At 65.0% G+C, this 17,170-nt stretch carries 17 protein-coding genes; 11 read left to right on the top strand and 6 right to left on the bottom strand.

Features of this window, described 5'->3' with window-relative positions; genetic code table 11:
* The first annotated feature begins 87 nt into the window (after nucleotides 1-87).
* The 6 genes from ACFOMH_RS05330 (at nucleotide 88) to ACFOMH_RS05305 (ending at nucleotide 6,162) form a co-directional block, all read left to right on the top strand.
* Nucleotides 88-1,356, top strand: coding sequence for an MFS transporter (locus ACFOMH_RS05330; protein WP_377743103.1), 1,269 nt, complete (start codon nucleotides 88-90; stop codon nucleotides 1,354-1,356).
* A gap of 70 nt (nucleotides 1,357-1,426) precedes the next feature.
* Nucleotides 1,427-2,203 (top strand): 5'-nucleotidase, lipoprotein e(P4) family, encoded by a 777-nt coding sequence (locus ACFOMH_RS05325; RefSeq protein ID WP_377743101.1) that lies wholly within the window; start codon nucleotides 1,427-1,429, stop codon nucleotides 2,201-2,203.
* Between the two features lie 99 nt (nucleotides 2,204-2,302).
* Nucleotides 2,303-3,229 (top strand): glycosyltransferase, encoded by a 927-nt coding sequence (locus ACFOMH_RS05320; protein WP_377743100.1) that lies wholly within the window; start codon nucleotides 2,303-2,305, stop codon nucleotides 3,227-3,229.
* Nucleotides 3,230-3,297: 68 nt separating this feature from the next.
* Complete coding sequence (locus tag ACFOMH_RS05315) at nucleotides 3,298-4,491, top strand: MFS transporter (RefSeq protein ID WP_377743099.1); 1,194 nt, start codon at nucleotides 3,298-3,300, stop codon at nucleotides 4,489-4,491.
* Complete coding sequence (locus ACFOMH_RS05310) at nucleotides 4,484-5,545, top strand: glycosyltransferase family 4 protein (RefSeq protein WP_377743098.1); 1,062 nt, start codon at nucleotides 4,484-4,486, stop codon at nucleotides 5,543-5,545. The genes ACFOMH_RS05315 and ACFOMH_RS05310 overlap by 8 nt, the downstream gene beginning before the upstream one ends.
* On the top strand, nucleotides 5,542-6,162 hold the full coding sequence (locus ACFOMH_RS05305) for a glycosyltransferase family 29 protein (RefSeq protein ID WP_377743096.1): 621 nt from the start codon (nucleotides 5,542-5,544) through the stop codon (nucleotides 6,160-6,162). Before ACFOMH_RS05310 ends, ACFOMH_RS05305 begins: the two co-directional genes overlap by 4 nt.
* Here the strand turns inward: ACFOMH_RS05305 and ACFOMH_RS05300 are convergent.
* The gene (locus tag ACFOMH_RS05300) at nucleotides 6,159-7,229 is read right to left on the bottom strand and encodes an NAD(P)H-dependent flavin oxidoreductase (RefSeq protein ID WP_377743094.1); all 1,071 of its coding nucleotides are present in this window, start codon (nucleotides 7,227-7,229) and stop codon (nucleotides 6,159-6,161) included. The genes ACFOMH_RS05305 and ACFOMH_RS05300 overlap by 4 nt on opposite strands.
* A 204-nt stretch (nucleotides 7,230-7,433) precedes the next feature.
* On the opposite strand from ACFOMH_RS05300, the gene ACFOMH_RS05295 reads away from it, so the two are divergent.
* Together ACFOMH_RS05295 and ACFOMH_RS05290 are read left to right on the top strand one after the other, a co-directional pair.
* Nucleotides 7,434-8,456 (top strand): aspartate-semialdehyde dehydrogenase, encoded by a 1,023-nt coding sequence (locus ACFOMH_RS05295; RefSeq protein ID WP_377743092.1) that lies wholly within the window; start codon nucleotides 7,434-7,436, stop codon nucleotides 8,454-8,456.
* A 95-nt stretch (nucleotides 8,457-8,551) separates the two neighbouring features.
* Nucleotides 8,552-10,195, top strand: coding sequence for a DUF4139 domain-containing protein (locus ACFOMH_RS05290; protein WP_377743091.1), 1,644 nt, complete (start codon nucleotides 8,552-8,554; stop codon nucleotides 10,193-10,195).
* Between the two features lie 46 nt (nucleotides 10,196-10,241).
* On the opposite strand, the gene ACFOMH_RS05285 is transcribed toward ACFOMH_RS05290, so the two are convergent.
* From ACFOMH_RS05285 to ACFOMH_RS05275, 3 genes are all read right to left on the bottom strand, one after another.
* On the bottom strand, nucleotides 10,242-10,874 hold the full coding sequence (locus ACFOMH_RS05285; protein ID WP_377743089.1) for a 5'-methylthioadenosine/S-adenosylhomocysteine nucleosidase: 633 nt from the start codon (nucleotides 10,872-10,874) through the stop codon (nucleotides 10,242-10,244).
* A gap of 123 nt (nucleotides 10,875-10,997) precedes the next feature.
* A complete protein-coding gene (locus ACFOMH_RS05280) occupies nucleotides 10,998-12,599 on the bottom strand; it encodes a PAS-domain containing protein (RefSeq protein WP_377743087.1) in 1,602 nt (533 codons plus the stop codon).
* Between the two features lie 64 nt (nucleotides 12,600-12,663).
* Entirely contained in the window at nucleotides 12,664-14,007 is a 1,344-nt protein-coding gene (locus ACFOMH_RS05275; RefSeq protein ID WP_377743086.1) for an ActS/PrrB/RegB family redox-sensitive histidine kinase, read from the bottom strand.
* Nucleotides 14,008-14,122: 115 nt separating this feature from the next.
* On the opposite strand from ACFOMH_RS05275, the gene ACFOMH_RS05270 reads away from it, so the two are divergent.
* From ACFOMH_RS05270 to ACFOMH_RS05260, 3 genes are all read left to right on the top strand, one after another.
* Complete coding sequence (locus ACFOMH_RS05270) at nucleotides 14,123-14,761, top strand: SCO family protein (RefSeq protein ID WP_377743084.1); 639 nt, start codon at nucleotides 14,123-14,125, stop codon at nucleotides 14,759-14,761.
* A gap of 52 nt (nucleotides 14,762-14,813) precedes the next feature.
* Nucleotides 14,814-15,362, top strand: coding sequence for an ActR/PrrA/RegA family redox response regulator transcription factor (locus ACFOMH_RS05265; protein ID WP_374425696.1), 549 nt, complete (start codon nucleotides 14,814-14,816; stop codon nucleotides 15,360-15,362).
* A gap of 84 nt (nucleotides 15,363-15,446) precedes the next feature.
* Complete coding sequence (locus ACFOMH_RS05260) at nucleotides 15,447-15,755, top strand: H-NS histone family protein (RefSeq protein ID WP_374425697.1); 309 nt, start codon at nucleotides 15,447-15,449, stop codon at nucleotides 15,753-15,755.
* 115 nt (nucleotides 15,756-15,870) lie between these two features.
* Here the strand turns inward: ACFOMH_RS05260 and ACFOMH_RS05255 are convergent, their stop codons facing one another.
* Together ACFOMH_RS05255 and secB are read right to left on the bottom strand one after the other, a co-directional pair.
* Nucleotides 15,871-16,488, bottom strand: a complete 618-nt coding sequence (locus ACFOMH_RS05255) for an HD domain-containing protein (RefSeq protein WP_377743082.1) — start codon at nucleotides 16,486-16,488, stop codon at nucleotides 15,871-15,873.
* Between the two features lie 99 nt (nucleotides 16,489-16,587).
* Entirely contained in the window at nucleotides 16,588-17,121 is a 534-nt protein-coding gene (gene secB, locus ACFOMH_RS05250) for a protein-export chaperone SecB (protein ID WP_374425699.1), read from the bottom strand.
* Between the last annotated feature and the right edge of the window lie 49 nt (nucleotides 17,122-17,170).

Raw genomic sequence — 17,170 nt, 5'->3', positions numbered from 1 at the left:
GGCGGCGCAGCGCAAGCAATGAGCGCCATTGACGCCGCGGGCGACCGGGCGCAGGAATAGCCTGTTGCATGGTGGAGCAGGACCCAGATGTCGACACATTCGCAAGCGCGCGCATCATCTCTTTTCACCCCGGTGCTGATTGGCGGATGTATCATCCTGTTGATCAATTTCGCGCTGCGGGCCAGTTTCGGGGTTTTCCAGATCCCCATCGCCGCCGAATTCAACTGGCCGCGCAGCGAATTCAGCCTTGCCATCGCCATCCAGAACCTGGCCTGGGGCATCGGCCAGCCGATATTCGGCGCTTTGGGCGAACGCTGGGGTGATCGCTGGTCGATCATCATCGGGGCGTTTCTTTATTCTGCGGGGCTGGTGCTGACCGCCTATGCGACCACCCCGGAATCCATGCAACTGCTTGAGGTAATGGTCGGGTTCGGCATCGCCGGCACCGGGTTCGGCGTCATTCTGGCCGTCATCGGCCGCGCCAGCAGCGACGAGAACCGCAGCCTTGCCCTGGGGATCGCCACCGCCGCCGGCTCGGCCGGGCAGGTATTCGGCGCCCCCCTGGCCGAGGGGCTGCTGGCCTATCATCCGTGGCAGACGGTGTTCATCATCTTTGGCGTGCTGGTGCTGACCTGTCTCTTGTTCCTGCCGCTGCTGGGCGACACCAAACCCGCCAGCAAAAGCGAGCTTGAGGAAAGCATGGGCACGGTGCTGAAGCGCGCCTTCACCGATCCGTCCTATCTGATGATCTTTGCGGGCTTCTTTTCCTGTGGTTATCAGCTGGCTTTCATCACCGCGCATTTTCCGGCGATGATTACCGAAATGTGCGGCCCGATCAGCCCCATGGGCACATTGGCCAGCATCGGCATCACCACCACCTCGGCGCTGGGGGCGGTGGCGATCAGCCTGATCGGGCTGGCCAATATCGCCGGGTCGATCCTGTCGGGATGGCTGGGCAAGCGTTATACCCGCAAATACCTGTTGGCAGGGATCTATACGCTGCGCACCATCGCCTCGGCCGCCTTTATCCTGATGCCGATCACGCCGACCAGCGTCATCATCTTTTCGCTGGTGATGGGGGGGCTTTGGCTGGCGACGGTGCCGCTGACATCGGGGTTGGTCGCCTATATCTATGGGCTGCGCTATATGGGCACGCTTTACGGGTTCGTCTTTCTCAGCCATCAGCTGGGGTCGTTCCTGGGGGTTTGGCTGGGCGGCAAGATGTATGACATCTATGGCGATTACACGCTGGTCTGGTGGGTCGGCGTGGGCGTCGGCGCCTTCAGCGCGCTGATCCACCTGCCGATCCGCGAAGCCCCGGCCCGCATGACCCCCGCAAAGTCGGAATTCGCATGATCGCGGTTTGACGGTCCCGCCAGCAGACCCTAGCCTGTCCCCCGAACCGCATGGATATCGGAGGAAAATCATGCAGATGAAGCCCCTTGCCGCCAGCCTGACCGCGCTGGCGAGCGTGATCGCATTGGCCGCGCCGGCCCTGGCGCAAGACGCCGCCCCCGCCGAATGCCAGGTCAAGGAATTCGCCATGGGCCTTCGGTATCAACAGCAATCGGCCGAGGTCCGCGCCCTGCAATTACAGGCCTATGCGCTGGCTCGCGCCAATCTTGAGGCGGCAATCGCGCAGGCGGGTGGCGCCGCAGGTCTGGCCGTGGTCAGCGATCTGGACGAAACCGCGATCGACAACACACCGCTTTTGGTGCGCGACATGGAAAAATGCCATGTCTATGACACCTGGGACACCTGGGGCGACTGGGAATTGCGCGGCAAGCCCACGCCGATCCCCGGCGCGCTGGAATTCTTCGATTTCGCCGACAAGGCCGGGGTGGCGATCTATTACATCTCGGACCGTTTCGGCGAGCCGGAAAACAAGGCCGCGACCATCGCCACGCTCAAGGAACTGGGGTTTCCGCAGGTCTCGGACGAGACGGTGCTGCTTTACGGCACCAGCAAGGCCGAGCGCCGCGCCGTGGTCAGCAAGGATCACAAGATCGTCCTGTTGCTGGGCGACACGCTGCATGATTTCGACGGCGTCTTCCGCAAGGCGCCCACCGATGTGAAACGCGCCGAGGTCGACAAGAACGCCGCCCATTTCGGCGCCGACTGGATCGTGTTCCCCAATGCCACCTATGGCGATTGGAGCACCGCGCCCCTGACCGCATGGGACGCCGAACTGGTCGTCAAGTAACGCGCTGCGAGTAAGCCCCAGCAAGGGGCCGGGCTTTCCCTGCCCGGCCCCCGGCGCTATGAGGGCGCATCGGGCGGCAGGGTCGCCTTTGGACCGGGGATGAAATTGGGCGATAAGGCGCAGGTCGCCATCCTGATGGCCGTGTATCAGGGCAGGGACTATCTGCCGGCCCAGCTGGAAAGCCTGGCCGGGCAAAGCCTGCGCGACTGGCTTTTGATCGCGGGCGATGACGGGTCGTCCGATGGCAGCGCCGTGCTTTTGGCCGATTTCGCCGCCCGCCGGCCAAAGGGACAGGTTCGCATCCTGCCCGGCCCAAGACAGGGCGCGCCGGCGAATTTCCGTGCCCTTCTGGCCCATGTGCCGCCGCAGGCGACCCATGTCGCCTTTTGCGATCAGGACGACGTCTGGCAGCCCGACAAGCTGGCGCGCGCCGTGGCCGCGCTGCCCGGTGACGGGCCGGCGATCTGGTGCAGCCGGGTGATCAATTGCGATCCGGCGCTGCGACAGATGTCGCTGTCGCCATTGCCGCGCCATGCGCCGGGCTTTCGCCACGCCCTGATCCAGAACATGGTTCAGGGGAACACCCTGCTGATGAACCGGGCCGCGCTGGATCTGGTCGCCGCCGCCCATGCCGAGGCCGGGCCGGTCGTCATGCATGACTGGTGGATCTATCAGCTGGTCACCGGCGCCGGCGGTCAGGTGATCTATGATCCCGAACCCTCGGTTCTTTATCGCCAGCACGAGGGCAATCTGGTCGGCGCCAACAATCGCCTGCGGTCGCGGCTTGGCGGGCTAAGGCGGATGCTCGACGGCACCTATCGCGATTGGAGCCGGACAAACCTGGCCGCGCTGCGCGCATCCGCCCATCGGCTGACGCCGGAAAACCGCGCCCTGCTTGGGGACTTCGCCCGCCTGCACGGCCCCTTGCCGCAGCGCATCGCCGCCATGCGGCGCGGCGGCTTTTTCCGTCAGGGGCGGGTGTCGCAGGCGGCGCTGTGGCTCGCGGTGCTGTTGGGCCGCAGCTAGCGCGGGACTTGCCCTTCGCCGGTGGATCGGCAAACCTTTGCGCAACAAGAACATTCCCGGGGGCAGTCATGCGCGCCTTGTTATCGGCTGGGATCATCAGCCTGATCCTGGCCTATCTGCTCAGCCAGTTCTATCGCGCCTTTCTGGCGGTGCTGTCGCCGGTGCTGCAATCGGAACTGGGCGCGGGGCCGGGCGATCTGGCGCTAAGTTCGGGGCTGTGGTTCGTGGCCTTTGCCGCCATGCAGATCCCCATCGGCAGCGCGCTGGACCGCTTTGGCCCGCGCCGGACGGTGGCCTGTCTGCTGGCCCTTGGCGGGGCGGGCGGGGCGGCGGTTTTCGCGCTGGCTCAGGCGCCGTGGCATCTGCATGTCTCGCTTGCGCTTCTGGGGATCGGCTGCGCGCCCGCGCTGATGGGCAGCTATTACATCTTTGCGCGCAATTATCCGGCGGCGATCTTTGGCACGCTGGCGGGAACGGTGGTCGGGTTCGGGTCACTGGGCAATATCCTGGGGGCGGCGCCGCTGGTCTGGATCATCGGCGCGCTTGGCTGGCGGACGACGCTTTGGGCGCTGGCGGCGGTGACGCTGGCGGTGGCGGCGGCGATCATGATCTTTGTGCGCGACCCCGAGGGGCTGGCGGCCGGTCACCCGCGCGGCTCGCTGGCCGAGCTGCTGTCCCTGCGCGCGCTGTGGTTCATCCTGCCGCTGATGTCGGTCAATTATGCCGCCTCGGCCGCCATTCGTGGGCTGTGGGCCGGCCCCTATCTGGCCGAGGTTTACGGCGCCGACGACGTGCTGATCGGGCGCGCGACCCTGGCCATGGGCATCGCCATGGTTCTGGGCAGCTTTCTGGTCGGGCCGTTGGCGATCTGGCTGGGTTCGGTCCGGCGCACGGCGCTTATCTTTAACGGCGGGGCGGTTCTGGTCATGACGGGGCTGTGGCTGGCGCCCGCCGCCGGCATCGGCCCCGCGGTCGCGCTCTTGACGCTGGTGGGGCTGTCGGGGGCGGGCTATACGCTGCTTATGGCGCATGGCCGGGCCTTTTTGCCTCCGCATCTTGTGGGCAAGGGCGTGACCTTCCTCAACATGTTCTCGATCGGCGGGGTCGGCCTGCTGCAATTCACCTCGCGCCCGGTCTATCTGAGCGCCATGAACGGGCAACCCCCCGCCGAGGCCTATTCCGACCTGTTCCTGTTCTTTCTGATCCCGCTTACGATAGGGGTCGCACTGTATTTCCTGACACCCGAGACGCCTGATGACTGATCTGCCGCCCAACCGGATGCCCGCCGACCGGATCGAGGTCGTGGCCCCGAATCTGAAACGCCGGCTGTCGGGTGTCACCGCCACCGTGGTGCGGCTGATCCCGGTACAGGCGCGCATGATCGGCATCGCCACCACCGGCCCCGGCCTGCCACCCGAGTTGCCGCATATCCCGCTGATCCGCGCCGCGACCTTGCCGCGCGACCGCTGGCGGGTCTGGCACGCGCGGCGCAACACCGAAATGGCGCTGGGGCTGATCCTGCGGCGGCTGTTGGGGCGGCGGTATCGGTTGCTGTTCACCTCGGCCGCGCAGCGACGCCATACCGGCTTTACCCGCTGGCTGATCCGGCAACAGGATGCGCTGATCGCCACCTCGCCACAGGCGGCCAGCTATCTGGAACGCCCGGCCACGGTGATCCTGCATGGCGTCGATCTGGGCGTTTTTCACCCTGCGGCCGACCGCGCCGCGCTGCGCGCCGATCTGGGCTATGGGCCCGATGACATCGTCATCGGCTGTTTCGGCCGCGTCCGGGCGCAAAAGGGGGTCGATCTTCTGGTCGAGGCGGCCTTGCGGCTGTTTCCCGACCGCCCGCGCGCGAAACTTATCTTTACCGGCCGGGTAACCGCCGACAACCAGGCGTTCTTTGACGATCTGCGGGCGCGGATCGCGGCGGCGGGCCTTTCCGAGCGCATCCGTTTCCTTGGCGAAATCCCATGGGAACAGGTGGTCAGAACCTATCAGGCGCTGGATCTTTTTGCCGCCCCCGCCCGGTGGGAGGGTTTCGGCCTGACGCCCCTTGAGGCCATGGCCTGCGGCGTTCCCACCGTCGCCGCCCGCGTCGGCGCCTATGAAACGCTGATCCGCGACGGGGAAACCGGCAGCCTTGTCCCCCGCGACGACGTGGATGCGTTGACGGCGGCACTGGCGCGCTGGCTGGACGACGACGGCGCGCGCGCCGCCGCGGGCCGGGCCGCCCGCGCGCATGTCGAGGCCAACCACGCCATCGAAGGCGAGGCCCGCGCCATCACCGAGGTTTATCGAAAGCTGCTGGCGTGAACCGGCTTGGCTTTCTGATCGCACGGACCCTGCGCGATGAGACGGCGCTGCAAAGCCTGTCGGCACCGCAATCCGCCCTGCTGGACGATCTGGCGGGCAAGCGCATCGCGTTGATCGGCAATGCCCGCGCGCTGGCTTTGGCCGATCACGGGACCGAAATCGACGCCGCCGATCTGGTCATCCGCATCAATCGCGCGCCCATGCCGGCCGCAACCAGCCACGGCACGCGAACCGACTGGCTGGGGCTGGCGGTCCGGCTGGGCGAGGCCGACCGGGCGCGCATCGCCCCGCGCCGCGTGCTCTGGATGTCGCCCAAACGCAAGCGGCTGGACTGGCGGACCGCGACCAGCCCGGGCTTTTATCTGCATCCGCTGCCGGATTATCAGGCGCTGAAAACCCGGCTGGCGGCGCCGCCCACCACCGGCGCCATGCTGATCGATCTGATCGCGCGCTCGGATATGGCGCGGCTGGACCTTTACGGGTTCGACTTTTTCGCCAGTCAAAGCCTGTCGGGCCGGCGCAGCGCCGATCAGGTTCCCCATGATTTCGGGGCCGAGGCAGCATGGGCCGACGCCCTGATCAGCCGCGATCCGCGCCTGCATCTGCGGCGCGACTAGGGCGCGGATCGAAACGCCGCAAGTTCATCGGCCAGCGCCGCCATCAGGCGCGATACCGGCATCGCGCGGGCGCGGGACGCGCCCATGCCCGACCATTGCGCGCCATATCCGGTCTGTCCCGCCGCCTTGGCCGCCGCGTTCAGTGCCTTGCCCAGATCATAGGCGCGGGGATAGGCCGCGACCGCATCCGCCGTGACCCCGGCCCCCCAATCGGTAAAGCTGTTCGACAGACAGCGCGCGGGACGACCGGAAATGACCGGCGTCATCACCGTTTCGCCCCCCTGCGACAGCCGCGCGCGATAGGCCGCATCGGCCGCGCTTTCCGGGCAGCCGACAAAGGCCGTGCCCAATTGCGCCGCCTGCGCACCCCAGGACAGCGCCCGGCCGATATCCCCGCCATCCATGATCCCGCCGGCCGCGATGACGGGCAGGGGGATCTCGCGCACCAGCGTGCGGGTCAGATCCTCGGCCGACAGCCGCGCATCGGGTGCCGCGGGGTCGAAGATCCCGCGATGGCCGCCGGCCTCCCACCCCTGGGCAATGACGGCGTCCAGCCCGGCGTCGCGGATCTGGCGCGCCTCGTCGAGCGAGGTGGCACTGGCCATCAGGATCAGCCCCGCCGCCCGCATCGCCGCGATCTGATGCGGCTGCGGCAAGCCGAAATGAAAGCTGACGACGCGTGGCCGCAGTTCAAGCACCATGCCCAACAGCCGGTCATGGCTGCGAAAACTGTCATAGATATCATGCAGCTCGGCCGGCGGACGGGCGCCGAAACCTTGGAACAGCGGCGCGGCGCGGTCGATCCAGACGCGGTCCCCGGCCGGATCGGGCGGGCGCGGCGCATGGCAAAAGAAATTCACGTTAAAGGCCCGGCTGGTCCGTTCCTGCGTGTCGCGAATGGCCTGGGCCGCCGCCTCGACCGTCGCCGCGCCAAGACCAAGCGCGCCAAGACCGCCGGCCTCGGACACCGCCGCCGCCATGGCCGGGGTCGATGTGCCGGCCATCGGCGCCTGTAGAATCGGCAGCCGGATCGCCAGCATCTCGTTCAGATTCCGCGCCTGCATCATATGCCCATCCCCCGGTTCATGCCGCCAAAGACTGCGCCAGCCACGAACAGACGGCAACCACCCTTTCCCGAACGGGCGGATCGACATGTTTATCGTCATTATGACAGTAATTCGCCGATATACCTGTCAAATCGACGAAATTCAGCTTTCGCTTTCCCGAATCCTGCCCTATATCGCAGCGTCCTTTCTGATAGGAGACCCCCAATGGGCTACAAGGTCGTTGTCGCCGGCGCCACGGGGAACGTGGGCCGTGAAATGCTGAACATTCTCGCCGAGCGCGAGTTCCCTGCCGATGAGGTTGTCGCTCTGGCTTCGCGCCGGAGCATTGGCACTGAGGTCAGCTATGGCGACAAGACCCTGAAATGCCAGGATATCGAGGGGTTCGACTTCACCGGCTATGACATCGCGCTGTTCGCTATCGGCTCGGACGCGACGAAAAAATATGCCCCCATCGCCGCCGAGCAGGGCTGCGTGGTGATCGATAACAGCTCGCTTTACCGCTATGATCCCCAGATTCCGCTGGTCGTGCCCGAGGTGAACCCCGACGCGGTCGAGGAATATCGCAACAAGATGATCATCGCGAACCCCAACTGCTCGACCGCGCAGATGGTGGTGGCGCTGAAGCCGCTGCATGACCGCGCGCGCATCAAGCGCGTCGTCGTCTCGACCTATCAGTCGGTCTCGGGCGCCGGCAAAGAGGGCATGGACGAGCTGTGGAACCAGACCAAGGGCATGTATGTCCCCGGCCAGGAGGTCGAGCCGAAGAAGTTCCAGAAACAGATCGCTTTCAACGTGATCCCGCAGATCGACGTCTTCCTGGACAGTGGCGACACCAAGGAAGAATGGAAGATGACGGCCGAGACGAAAAAGATCATGGACCCCTCGATCAAGGTCACGGCGACCTGCGTGCGGGTGCCGGTCTTTGTCGGCCATTCCGAATCCATCAACGTCGAGTTCGAGGATTTCCTGGACGAGGATGAGGCCCGCGACATCCTGCGCGAAGCCCCCGGCATCCTGGTGATCGACAAGCGTGAGCCCGGCGGCTACATCACCCCGATCGAAAGCGTCGGCGATTTCGCCACCTTCGTGTCGCGCATCCGTCAGGACGTGACCGTCGAGAACGGCCTGAACCTGTGGTGCGTGTCGGACAACCTGCGCAAGGGCGCGGCGCTGAACGCGGTCCAGATCGCCGAGCTTCTGGGCAATCGCTGCCTGAAAAAGGGCTGATCTCCCAACAATATCGTGAGGGCGTCGCTTGCGGCGCCCTCTTGCTTTCCGGCGCAGTGTCGCGGACCTTGCGGGCAACAGTCACGAGGGTTCGTATGCGTTATCTGCTTATTTCCACCGCCATTCTTCTGGCCGGTCCGGCGCTGGCCGACCGCATCGAGACGGCGGCGCGCCTGACCGATGTCACCGTCTATCCCTGGAGTGCCGTCACCCTGCGCAAGGTCGATCTGGACCTGCCCGTCGGCACGCATGAACTGGTGATCACCGGCCTGCCCTTCGATCGCGATCCGGCCCGGCTGCGGGTCGAGGGTGAGGGCGCGACCATTGGCGCGGTCCGCCTGCAACAGGAACGCGCCCTGCCTGAAACCCCGGAAAAATCGCAGGAACTGATCGCTGCCGAACGCGAGGTGATCCGCCTGACAACCGCTTTGAATGAGCGCGATGCGGACACGGCCAGTATCCGGGCGCGCGGGACCGCCGCGTCGGACATGATCGATTTTCTGATGAAGCTGGCGGGTTCGGACAGCGCCGGCGGACAGGATATCACCGCCCTGACCGGCGCCGTGGGCCCCCTGCTGACAGAGGCGCGCGAAACCATGGTCCGCGCCGCAACCGAGGCGGCCCAGGCCGAGCTTGGCCGCGAGGAACTGGCCGACACGCTGACCCGGGCGCAGGCACGGCTGGACGCCCTGCGCCAACCCGATGGTGAACGCCGCACGCTGATCGTCACCGTTCAGGGACAAGGCAAGCCCGCGCAGATCCGCATTTCCGCCTTGACCGACAACGCCAGATGGGCACCGGTCTATGACCTGTCCCTGAACCGCAAAGAGCGCAAGCTGCGCATGGAGCGCGGGCTGACGGTGTTCCAGAACACGGGCGAGGACTGGCAGGGTGTGCATCTGACACTGTCCACCGCGCGGCCCATGGGACAGTCCGCGCCCAGTGAATTGCAGCCGGAATTCCTGCGCGTCCTGGACAATGAAAGCAAGAGTTACAGCCGCGCAGCCGCGCCCGTCTCGGATGAGAGCCTCGCACGGATGGAGGATGGCGGCTATGTCATCCCCGTGACCGAGGTCGAGCCGGTGGTCGTCGATTCGGCCATAGCCGGCATGGTCGGCGAGACGGTCGTCTATGACTATCCGACGCCGGTCGACCTGCGCGACAGCTCGGACGCGCTGCGGCTGCCGCTGGACGCGCATGACCTGACCCCCGAAATCGTCGCCGAGGCTGTGCCGCGTCATGACAACAGCGCCTATCTGGTGGCCGACACGGTCAACTCGACCGGGGCGGTGATCCTGCCGGGCGATGCGACCTTCTATGCCGATGGCGCGCTGGTCGGGCGCGGCATGCTGGCGCTGACGGCGGCGGGGGACGATATGAAGCTGGGCTTCGGGCCGCTGACCGGGATCAAGCTTGAGCGCCGCCTGCCCGACGAAAGCGAAGGGGATCGTGGCCTGATCGTCAAATCCTCGGAACGGCAGGAAACCGCGATCCTCAAGATCCGCAACCTGACCGGCGAGGAATGGCCACTGCGCATCATCGACCAGGTTCCGGTGTCACGACAGGAGGATCTGAGCATCGACTGGTCCGCCGATCCCGCGCCGGACGAAACCGATCCCGACGGCAAGCGCGGCCTGCTTGTCTGGAACGGCAAGATCGCGGCTGGCGAGGAACGCGACATCACGATGACCACCAAACTGCGCTGGCCCGATGGGGCAGTGCTGATCCCCGACAACTGATCCGGCGGGCGCGGGGGGACGCATCGACGCGCCCCGCGCCACATCATCAGGGCGCGACCGCCCCCGACTTCAGCGCCTGTTCCAGAATGTCCACCGCCTCGGCCAGCCGCGCATCGACCAGATGCAGGTATTGGGTCCAGTCGGACAGGCGCGACAGCTCATCCGCGCCATCCGAAATGCCGCGCAGGCCGATCATCGGAATGCCGAATGCCTGACAGGCGCGCAGCACCGCATAGGTTTCCATATCGACCATCTCGGCCGCGATGGCGTCGTAATCGGCGCCGCTGACGATGCTGGCGCCGGTCGCGATCGCCGCATCGGGCAGGCCGGGGATGCGCAACACCAGTTCAGTGCGGGCGGGCAGGCCGGAAAGCGGCGTCACCCCCTTTTCAAATCCCAGCGCCGAGGCATCCATATCGCGATATTCGACCGCCGAAACCTGATAGACCGCCGCTTGTTCCAGCTGTCGCGACCCCGCCGAACCAAGCGATACAACCAGTTCCGGCAGATCGTCCTGCATCTGCATCCGGGCCAGTTCGGTGGTCAGCACGACCGCCGCCTCGACCGGGCCGATCCCGGTCATCAGCGGCGTGATGCGCCGGCGCAGATGTTCGCCATATTCGGCATCCACCGCCATCACGAACAGCACGCGCCGGCCCGCCAAAAAATCGGGGCTCATGCGCCACCCCGGCGGCCGTCATCGCTGCATATGGGCATTCCGGCTTCCTTTCCCTGCCTTGGTCGTCCCAAGGGACGGCAGCACCACCGCAAAGGCAAGTCTCATCCCGCAAGCGGCGCGGATCTAGCCGACCGCCTGTTGCCGCGCCGGATCGGCCTCGACCAGACCCGATTTTGGGGCGCCATCCTCTTTCGGGGCCGATGGCGCCGGCACGGGCGCCGAAAAGCTCAGCAAAAGACGCCCGCCCGACAATGGCCGCAGCCCCCATGACAACAACCCCCCCGCAGGACCGGCCATCGCGCCGCGCACCGGCTTGTCGGGCAGGGCCGCGTTGAGCATCCGGCACAGTGCGGAAAGACCCGGGCTTTGGCCGCAAAGCTGGGTCCAGCCCGCGATGTGATCGTCAAGCGTGGTCCGCATCGTCTGACCCCAAAGCTCGGCATAATGCCGGTTCGAGGTCAACAGATCGCCATTGGCGCCAAAGACGGCCACCGCGTCCTCGATCGCATCCAGAACCTCGGCCCCCAGCGACAGATCGGCGCGAAACTTCCGTGTGAGCGAAATTTCCGAGGTGATATCGTCGAAAAGAAAGGCGATGGCGCCATCGGGATGCGGCCGGCCGGTCACGCGATAGGTCTGGCCACCCGGCAGCGACCATATTTCGACATGATGCCCCGAGGACGCCGCCGCCTCGAGGGAATTCATCTGATTGCGCCAGCTGCGATAATCCTTGGGCTCGGGCACCATCCGCGCCTCGCGCAGGCGGTCGAGAAAGGCATAAAGCGTCGGCCGCGCAGTCAGAAACCCGGTGGCCAGCCCGGTCAGGTCGATCAGCGCCGGATTGAACAGTTGCAGGTTGCGGTCCCGGTCGAAAATCGCAAGGCCGATGGGCAGATCGGCGAAAGTCTTGGTCAGGGTCTGGACGAATTCGCGCAGGCTGCGTTCGGCGCGAACGGCGGCATCGGCAGGCAAGGCTATGGCGACGGTCTGATCGGCGATTTCATGCAGATAGCAATCGTACCAGCGGCTTTGATCGCCCTGTTCCAGCTGTACCCGCCGGGCCGCGCCCTTGGCGCCGCCCCGCGCCGGCAGATTGGTCAGGTCGATCAGCTGCGGCATCGGCCAAAGCGTTTCGCCGCCCAACCGATCCTCGACCAGATGCAGATAGGCCGAGTTTGCCCATGTGACGTGCCCCTGTCGGTCCTGACGCCAGGCCAGCATCGGCGAATGATCCATGGTGCTGCGCAGCAGCTCAAGCTCATGCTCCATGGCGGAATGGGACAGGGAATCGACCATGATCCCCGCATTTTCCGCCGCCAGATCGCTGAGCGTCAGGCGCAGCGCGCCATTTCCCAGATCCTCGGCCAAAAGCCGCAGGGATGATTCGGCCGTCGCCTCGCTCAGTTCAAGGCGCGGCAGCCGGCCCAGATCGGCCAGCGCGGTAACAGATTCAGGCATGCGCATCGACAGCCAATTTGTCAGGCGCATCCAGTCATCATCCCCCGGCACAACCGAAAGGAGTGCGCGCGCAGGCCCGGTCGCATCGACCAGCACCTTGTTCCTGAACAGGAAAACAATGGATTCCAGATTGCGATCCAGGGCCGGTTTGCCCGGATTGCGCCCATGTCTGCGGCTGATCGTCCAGATCAGCACCAGCGCCAGCGCCACAGCGGCCAGCGCCGCCATGAAAGCGATGAAGAACTGCAAGACCATCGCGACATCCATCGAGAAACACGTTCTTGCACAACTATAGATAGAATTTTTAAAAAAATGTTAACGGAAAATTGAATCAGCCGTGAATTTCGGGATTTGGCCCCAGAGCGCCACGGTCATCGGCCGCAATCGCGGCGCGCGACCAGGTCACGGTGATCCGCGCGCCCCGGCCGGCGGCATTGGCGAATTCCAGCCGCGCCCCCGATCCTTCGAGCAGCGCCTTGGCGATAAAAAGGCCCAGCCCCATGCCTTCGTAATTGCGGCCATCCTCGGCGCGCGGGCGCGTGGTCAGAAACGGACTGCCGATGCGCGGCAGCAATGTCGCGGGAAATCCCGGCCCGTCATCGCTGATGCGCACCCAAAGCTCGTCCTGATCCAGCCCGGTTTCGACCGTGACCCGACTGTGGGCGAAATCGACCGCGTTCTGGATCAGGTTGCGCAGCCCGTGAATGATGGCGGCGTCGCGGCGGATCACCGTCGTCTCGTCATCGCAATGCAGGACGATCCGCGCGGCGCGCCCCTGATGCGGGGCCGCCGCCTCGTTCAGAACCTCGCAGATCGGGGCCGAGCGGATCAACAGATCGTCCCGCCCAGACGCCCCCATCGAACGCAAAATATCGCGACAACGATCCGCGGATTGCCGCAACAGCATCACGTCCTCGGCCAGGTCGTCGCGGTCGGGCAATGCCTGCGAAAGCTCATCCGCCAATTCCGAACTGACCAGCTTGATCGTGGCCAGAGGGGTGCCCAGCTCATGCGCGGCGGCGGCAACGACACCGCCCAGATGTTGCAGTTTCTGTTCCCGTTCAAGCGCCATGCGGGCGGCAAACAGCGCCTCGGTCGTGGCGGTCAATTCGGCGGCGACGCGGCGGGCAAAGCTGGCAAAGAACATCGCGCCAATGACGATGGCCAGCCAATGCCCCGCCAATAGCGGCTCATTGAGGCGAATCACCCCATCGGTTCCAAAAACCAGCGGCTGCGCGAACAATGCCGACAATGTCACCATGATCAGCGTCCCCACCCCCAGCGCGATCAGCTGCCGCCCCGGCAATGTCGTCGCGGCGATGGTCACCGGCGCCAGCAAAAGCAGCGCGAACGGATTGGTCAGCCCCCCGGTCAACGCCAGCAGCGCCGCCACCTGCGCCAGATCGAAGCCCAGCTGCCACGCCACCTCAAGCGCAGAGATGCGGCGGTTCGGCCGCATCATCAAAAGCAGGTTCAGAACCGCAGCCAGGGCGATGATGGTCAGCACCGCGACCAGCGGAAAGCGCACCCCGATCAGCAACCCGCCACAGACGGCGGCCAGCTGTCCCGTGATCGCCGCCCATCTGAGCAGGATCAGCGTGCGCAGGCGGATCGGCTCGGGGTCGGGCTGGCCGGGAAACAGCTCGATGCGGCGGGCGATGATATCAAGATTCATGCGACGGCTTTCTTCCGGGGCCGGAACGTCAGAGGGGCCCCGGCATTGATACCCATCGCGGAATGCGCGATCAATGTGGCCATATCACGGGCAAGGGCAGGAACGGGACGAGGGTATGAACAAAGACAAGCGGATCCTGATCCTGGGCAGCCTTGCGGCGGTGCTTTTGTTGCTGACGGGCGGGCTGTGGCTGTCGCGCGACGGCGGCAATCCCGGTTTCGCGGAATGCCGCAAAAGCACGATCGCCGGCGGGTTCGACCGTCTTGGCGGCCCCTTCACCCTGACCGATCAGCACGGCGCGCGCGTGACAGAGGCACAGGTTTTCGCCAAACCGTCGCTCTTGTATTTCGGCTATACCTATTGCCCCGATATCTGTCCGCTGGACGCGGCCCGCAATGCCGAGGCGGCCTCAATTCTGGAGGCCGGCGGGATCGAGGTGACCCCGGTTTTCATTTCGGTCGACCCGAAACGGGATACGCCGCCGGTTCTGAACGATTTCGCGCAGGCCATGCATGAACGCATGATCGCCCTGACCGGGACGCCCGAGGAAATCGCCGCAGTGTCGAAATCATGGGGCAATTATTATCGCATCAACGATCAGGACGACCCCGAAAACTATCTGGTCGATCATATGACCAATACCTATCTGGTGATGCCCGGCAGCGGCGCGGTCGAGCTTTTCGACCGCAATCTCGCGCCCCAGGACATGGCCAACCAAACCGCCTGTTTCATAAATGCGGCCAAGCGTATTTGACCCCCGGCCAGAATAGGCATAATCAACGCCCAGAAATTCGAGGTGACCGCCCATGGCCGAAGACAGTGAAATCGGACCCGATCCCAGCCTGTTGCTTGTCGACGACGACGAGATTTTCCTGAACCGGCTGGCCCGGGCCATGGAAAAACGCGGCTTTCTGGTAAGTCGCGCCGCCTCGGTCGCCGAGGCGCGCGTCCTGCTTGAGGGCGGCGCGCCGGCCTTTGCGGTGGTCGATCTACGGCTTGAGGATGGCAACGGTCTGGATGTTGTCGATGCGCTGCGCGAGGCGCGGGCCGATGCGCGTATCGTCGTGCTGACCGGATATGGCGCCATCGCCACCGCCGTGGCCGCGGTCAAGATGGGCGCGACCGATTATCTGTCCAAGCCCGCCGACGCCGAGGATATCACCCGCGCCTTGCTGTCGCGCGGCGAAACCCTGCCGCCGCCGCCCGAGGCGCCGATGTCGGCCGACCGCGTCCGCTGGGAACATATTCAGCGCGTTTTCGAACAATGCGACCGCAACGTTAGTGAAACGGCGCGCCGGCTTCATATGCATCGGCGGACATTGCAGCGGATTTTGGCCAAAAGAAGCCCACGTTAATCGACAATAATCGCGCACCCATTGCAATTCTTTTACAAGTGCGAATATCTGGAATGGTGAACTGCCTAACCAGGAAACCCCAATATGAGCATCGAACTGGACAACATGTCCTTGCGCGAGCTTCGTGATCTGCGCAACAAGCTCGACCGCGCAATTTCTACATTCGAGGATCGCCGTAAACGCGAAGCCTTGGCCGCCGCTGAAACCGCAGCGCGTGAATTCGGCTTTAACCTCGCCGATCTGACCGCTGGCAAGCCCGCGCGCGCCAAGGTTGCACCCAAATACGCAAATCCCGGCGATTCCTCGCTGACCTGGACCGGTCGTGGCCGCAAGCCGCGCTGGGTTCAGGAATATCTGGACGCCGGCAAGAAGCTGGAAGATCTTGAAATCTGAAAGCCTTGCCCGATCGTAACCCGATCCGGGACGATCCTTGAAAAAGAGCGACACCCCCGTGATTTAATCGCGGGGGTGTCGTCTTTCAGGGTTTCTTTTAGCGCAGCGGTTTCTTTTAAACGCCCTTTTGGACGCTGTCGATTTCCGCAATCAGGGCGTGAAACCGCGACAAATAGGCGGCGCGGGTTTCGCGGGGCGGCCGCAACCGGATTTCCAGCCCTTCCAGCAGATCGGGCTGGGGCACGGGAAACAGCCGGTCGGCCTCGGCGCGCGAAAAGCCGGCGATCTGTATCGCCTCAAGCCAGGCGGAAATGCGGTCCGCGCGTTTGATCGCGCGCTTGATGGGCGCGGGGATCTGCGCGGGCAATCCAAAGCGGCGGTGGATCGCGGCGGCAAGGCGGTCGTCCATTTCACCATATTCGGCGCCGATGGCGGCTTTGACCGGGGAAATCATATCGCCGATCACATATTCGGGCGCATCATGCAGCAGCGCCGCAAGCCGCCAGCGCGCATCGCCGCCCGGATCGGCGCGGCGGTGGATTTCCTCGACCAAAAGCGAATGCTCGGCCACGCTATAGGCCCAGTCGCCATGCGTCTGGCCGTTCCAGCGCGCGACGAAAGCCAGCCCATGGGCGATGTCGCCAATCTCGATATCCATCGGCGTCGGGTCCAGCAGGTCCAGACGACGCCCCGAAAGCATCCTTTGCCAGGCACGTTTGGCGCGCTTTGCCATGACATCCCCACGATGACGCCCCGGTCACGATTGCGGCGGCAGGAAAGAAAAAGGCCCGCAGGTTCGTGAACCCGCGGGCCGATGCAAGGCCGGCGTCGCTCAGGACACCGGCTGGCCCGCCGGCCGCTCGGCCTGCATGCGGCGCGCGATTTCCTGGCGGTACAGCGCCACGAAATCGACCGGATCCATGTTGAAGGGCGGGAAGCCGCCATCACGCGTCATGTCCGACACGATGCGCCGCACAAAGGGGAACATCATGCGCGGGCATTCGATCATCAGGAACGGATGCAGCTGATCCTCGGGGACACCCTCGACATGGAAGATGCCGCCATAGTCCAGCTCGCACAGAAACAGCGAGGACTTGTCCTTGGCATTGACCGACTGCACGCGGAATTTGGTGATGACTTCGTATTGATGTTCGGTCGGGCGCTTGCGGGCATCCAGGCTGACCTGAACGCTGATTTCAGGCTGCACCTCGCCCGAAGGCAGGCCCTTTTGCGCCACCGCATTCTCAAATGACAGGTCACGGACATATTGCGTCAGGATCTGCATGCGGACAGCCGCCTGCTCGGCCTTGGGGGCGTCGGCCGCGGGCGTGCCGGCGGGGGCGCCGTTGGTGTTTTCGTCGGTCATGGAATTCTCCTGCGATCTGCGGAGGTTTTAGCACCGCAAATCGCCACGC

This window comes from Paracoccus mangrovi (assembly GCF_042648425.1).
GTDB lineage: Bacteria > Pseudomonadota > Alphaproteobacteria > Rhodobacterales > Rhodobacteraceae > Paracoccus > Paracoccus mangrovi.
This window is presented reverse-complemented; position numbering and strand designations above follow the sequence as displayed.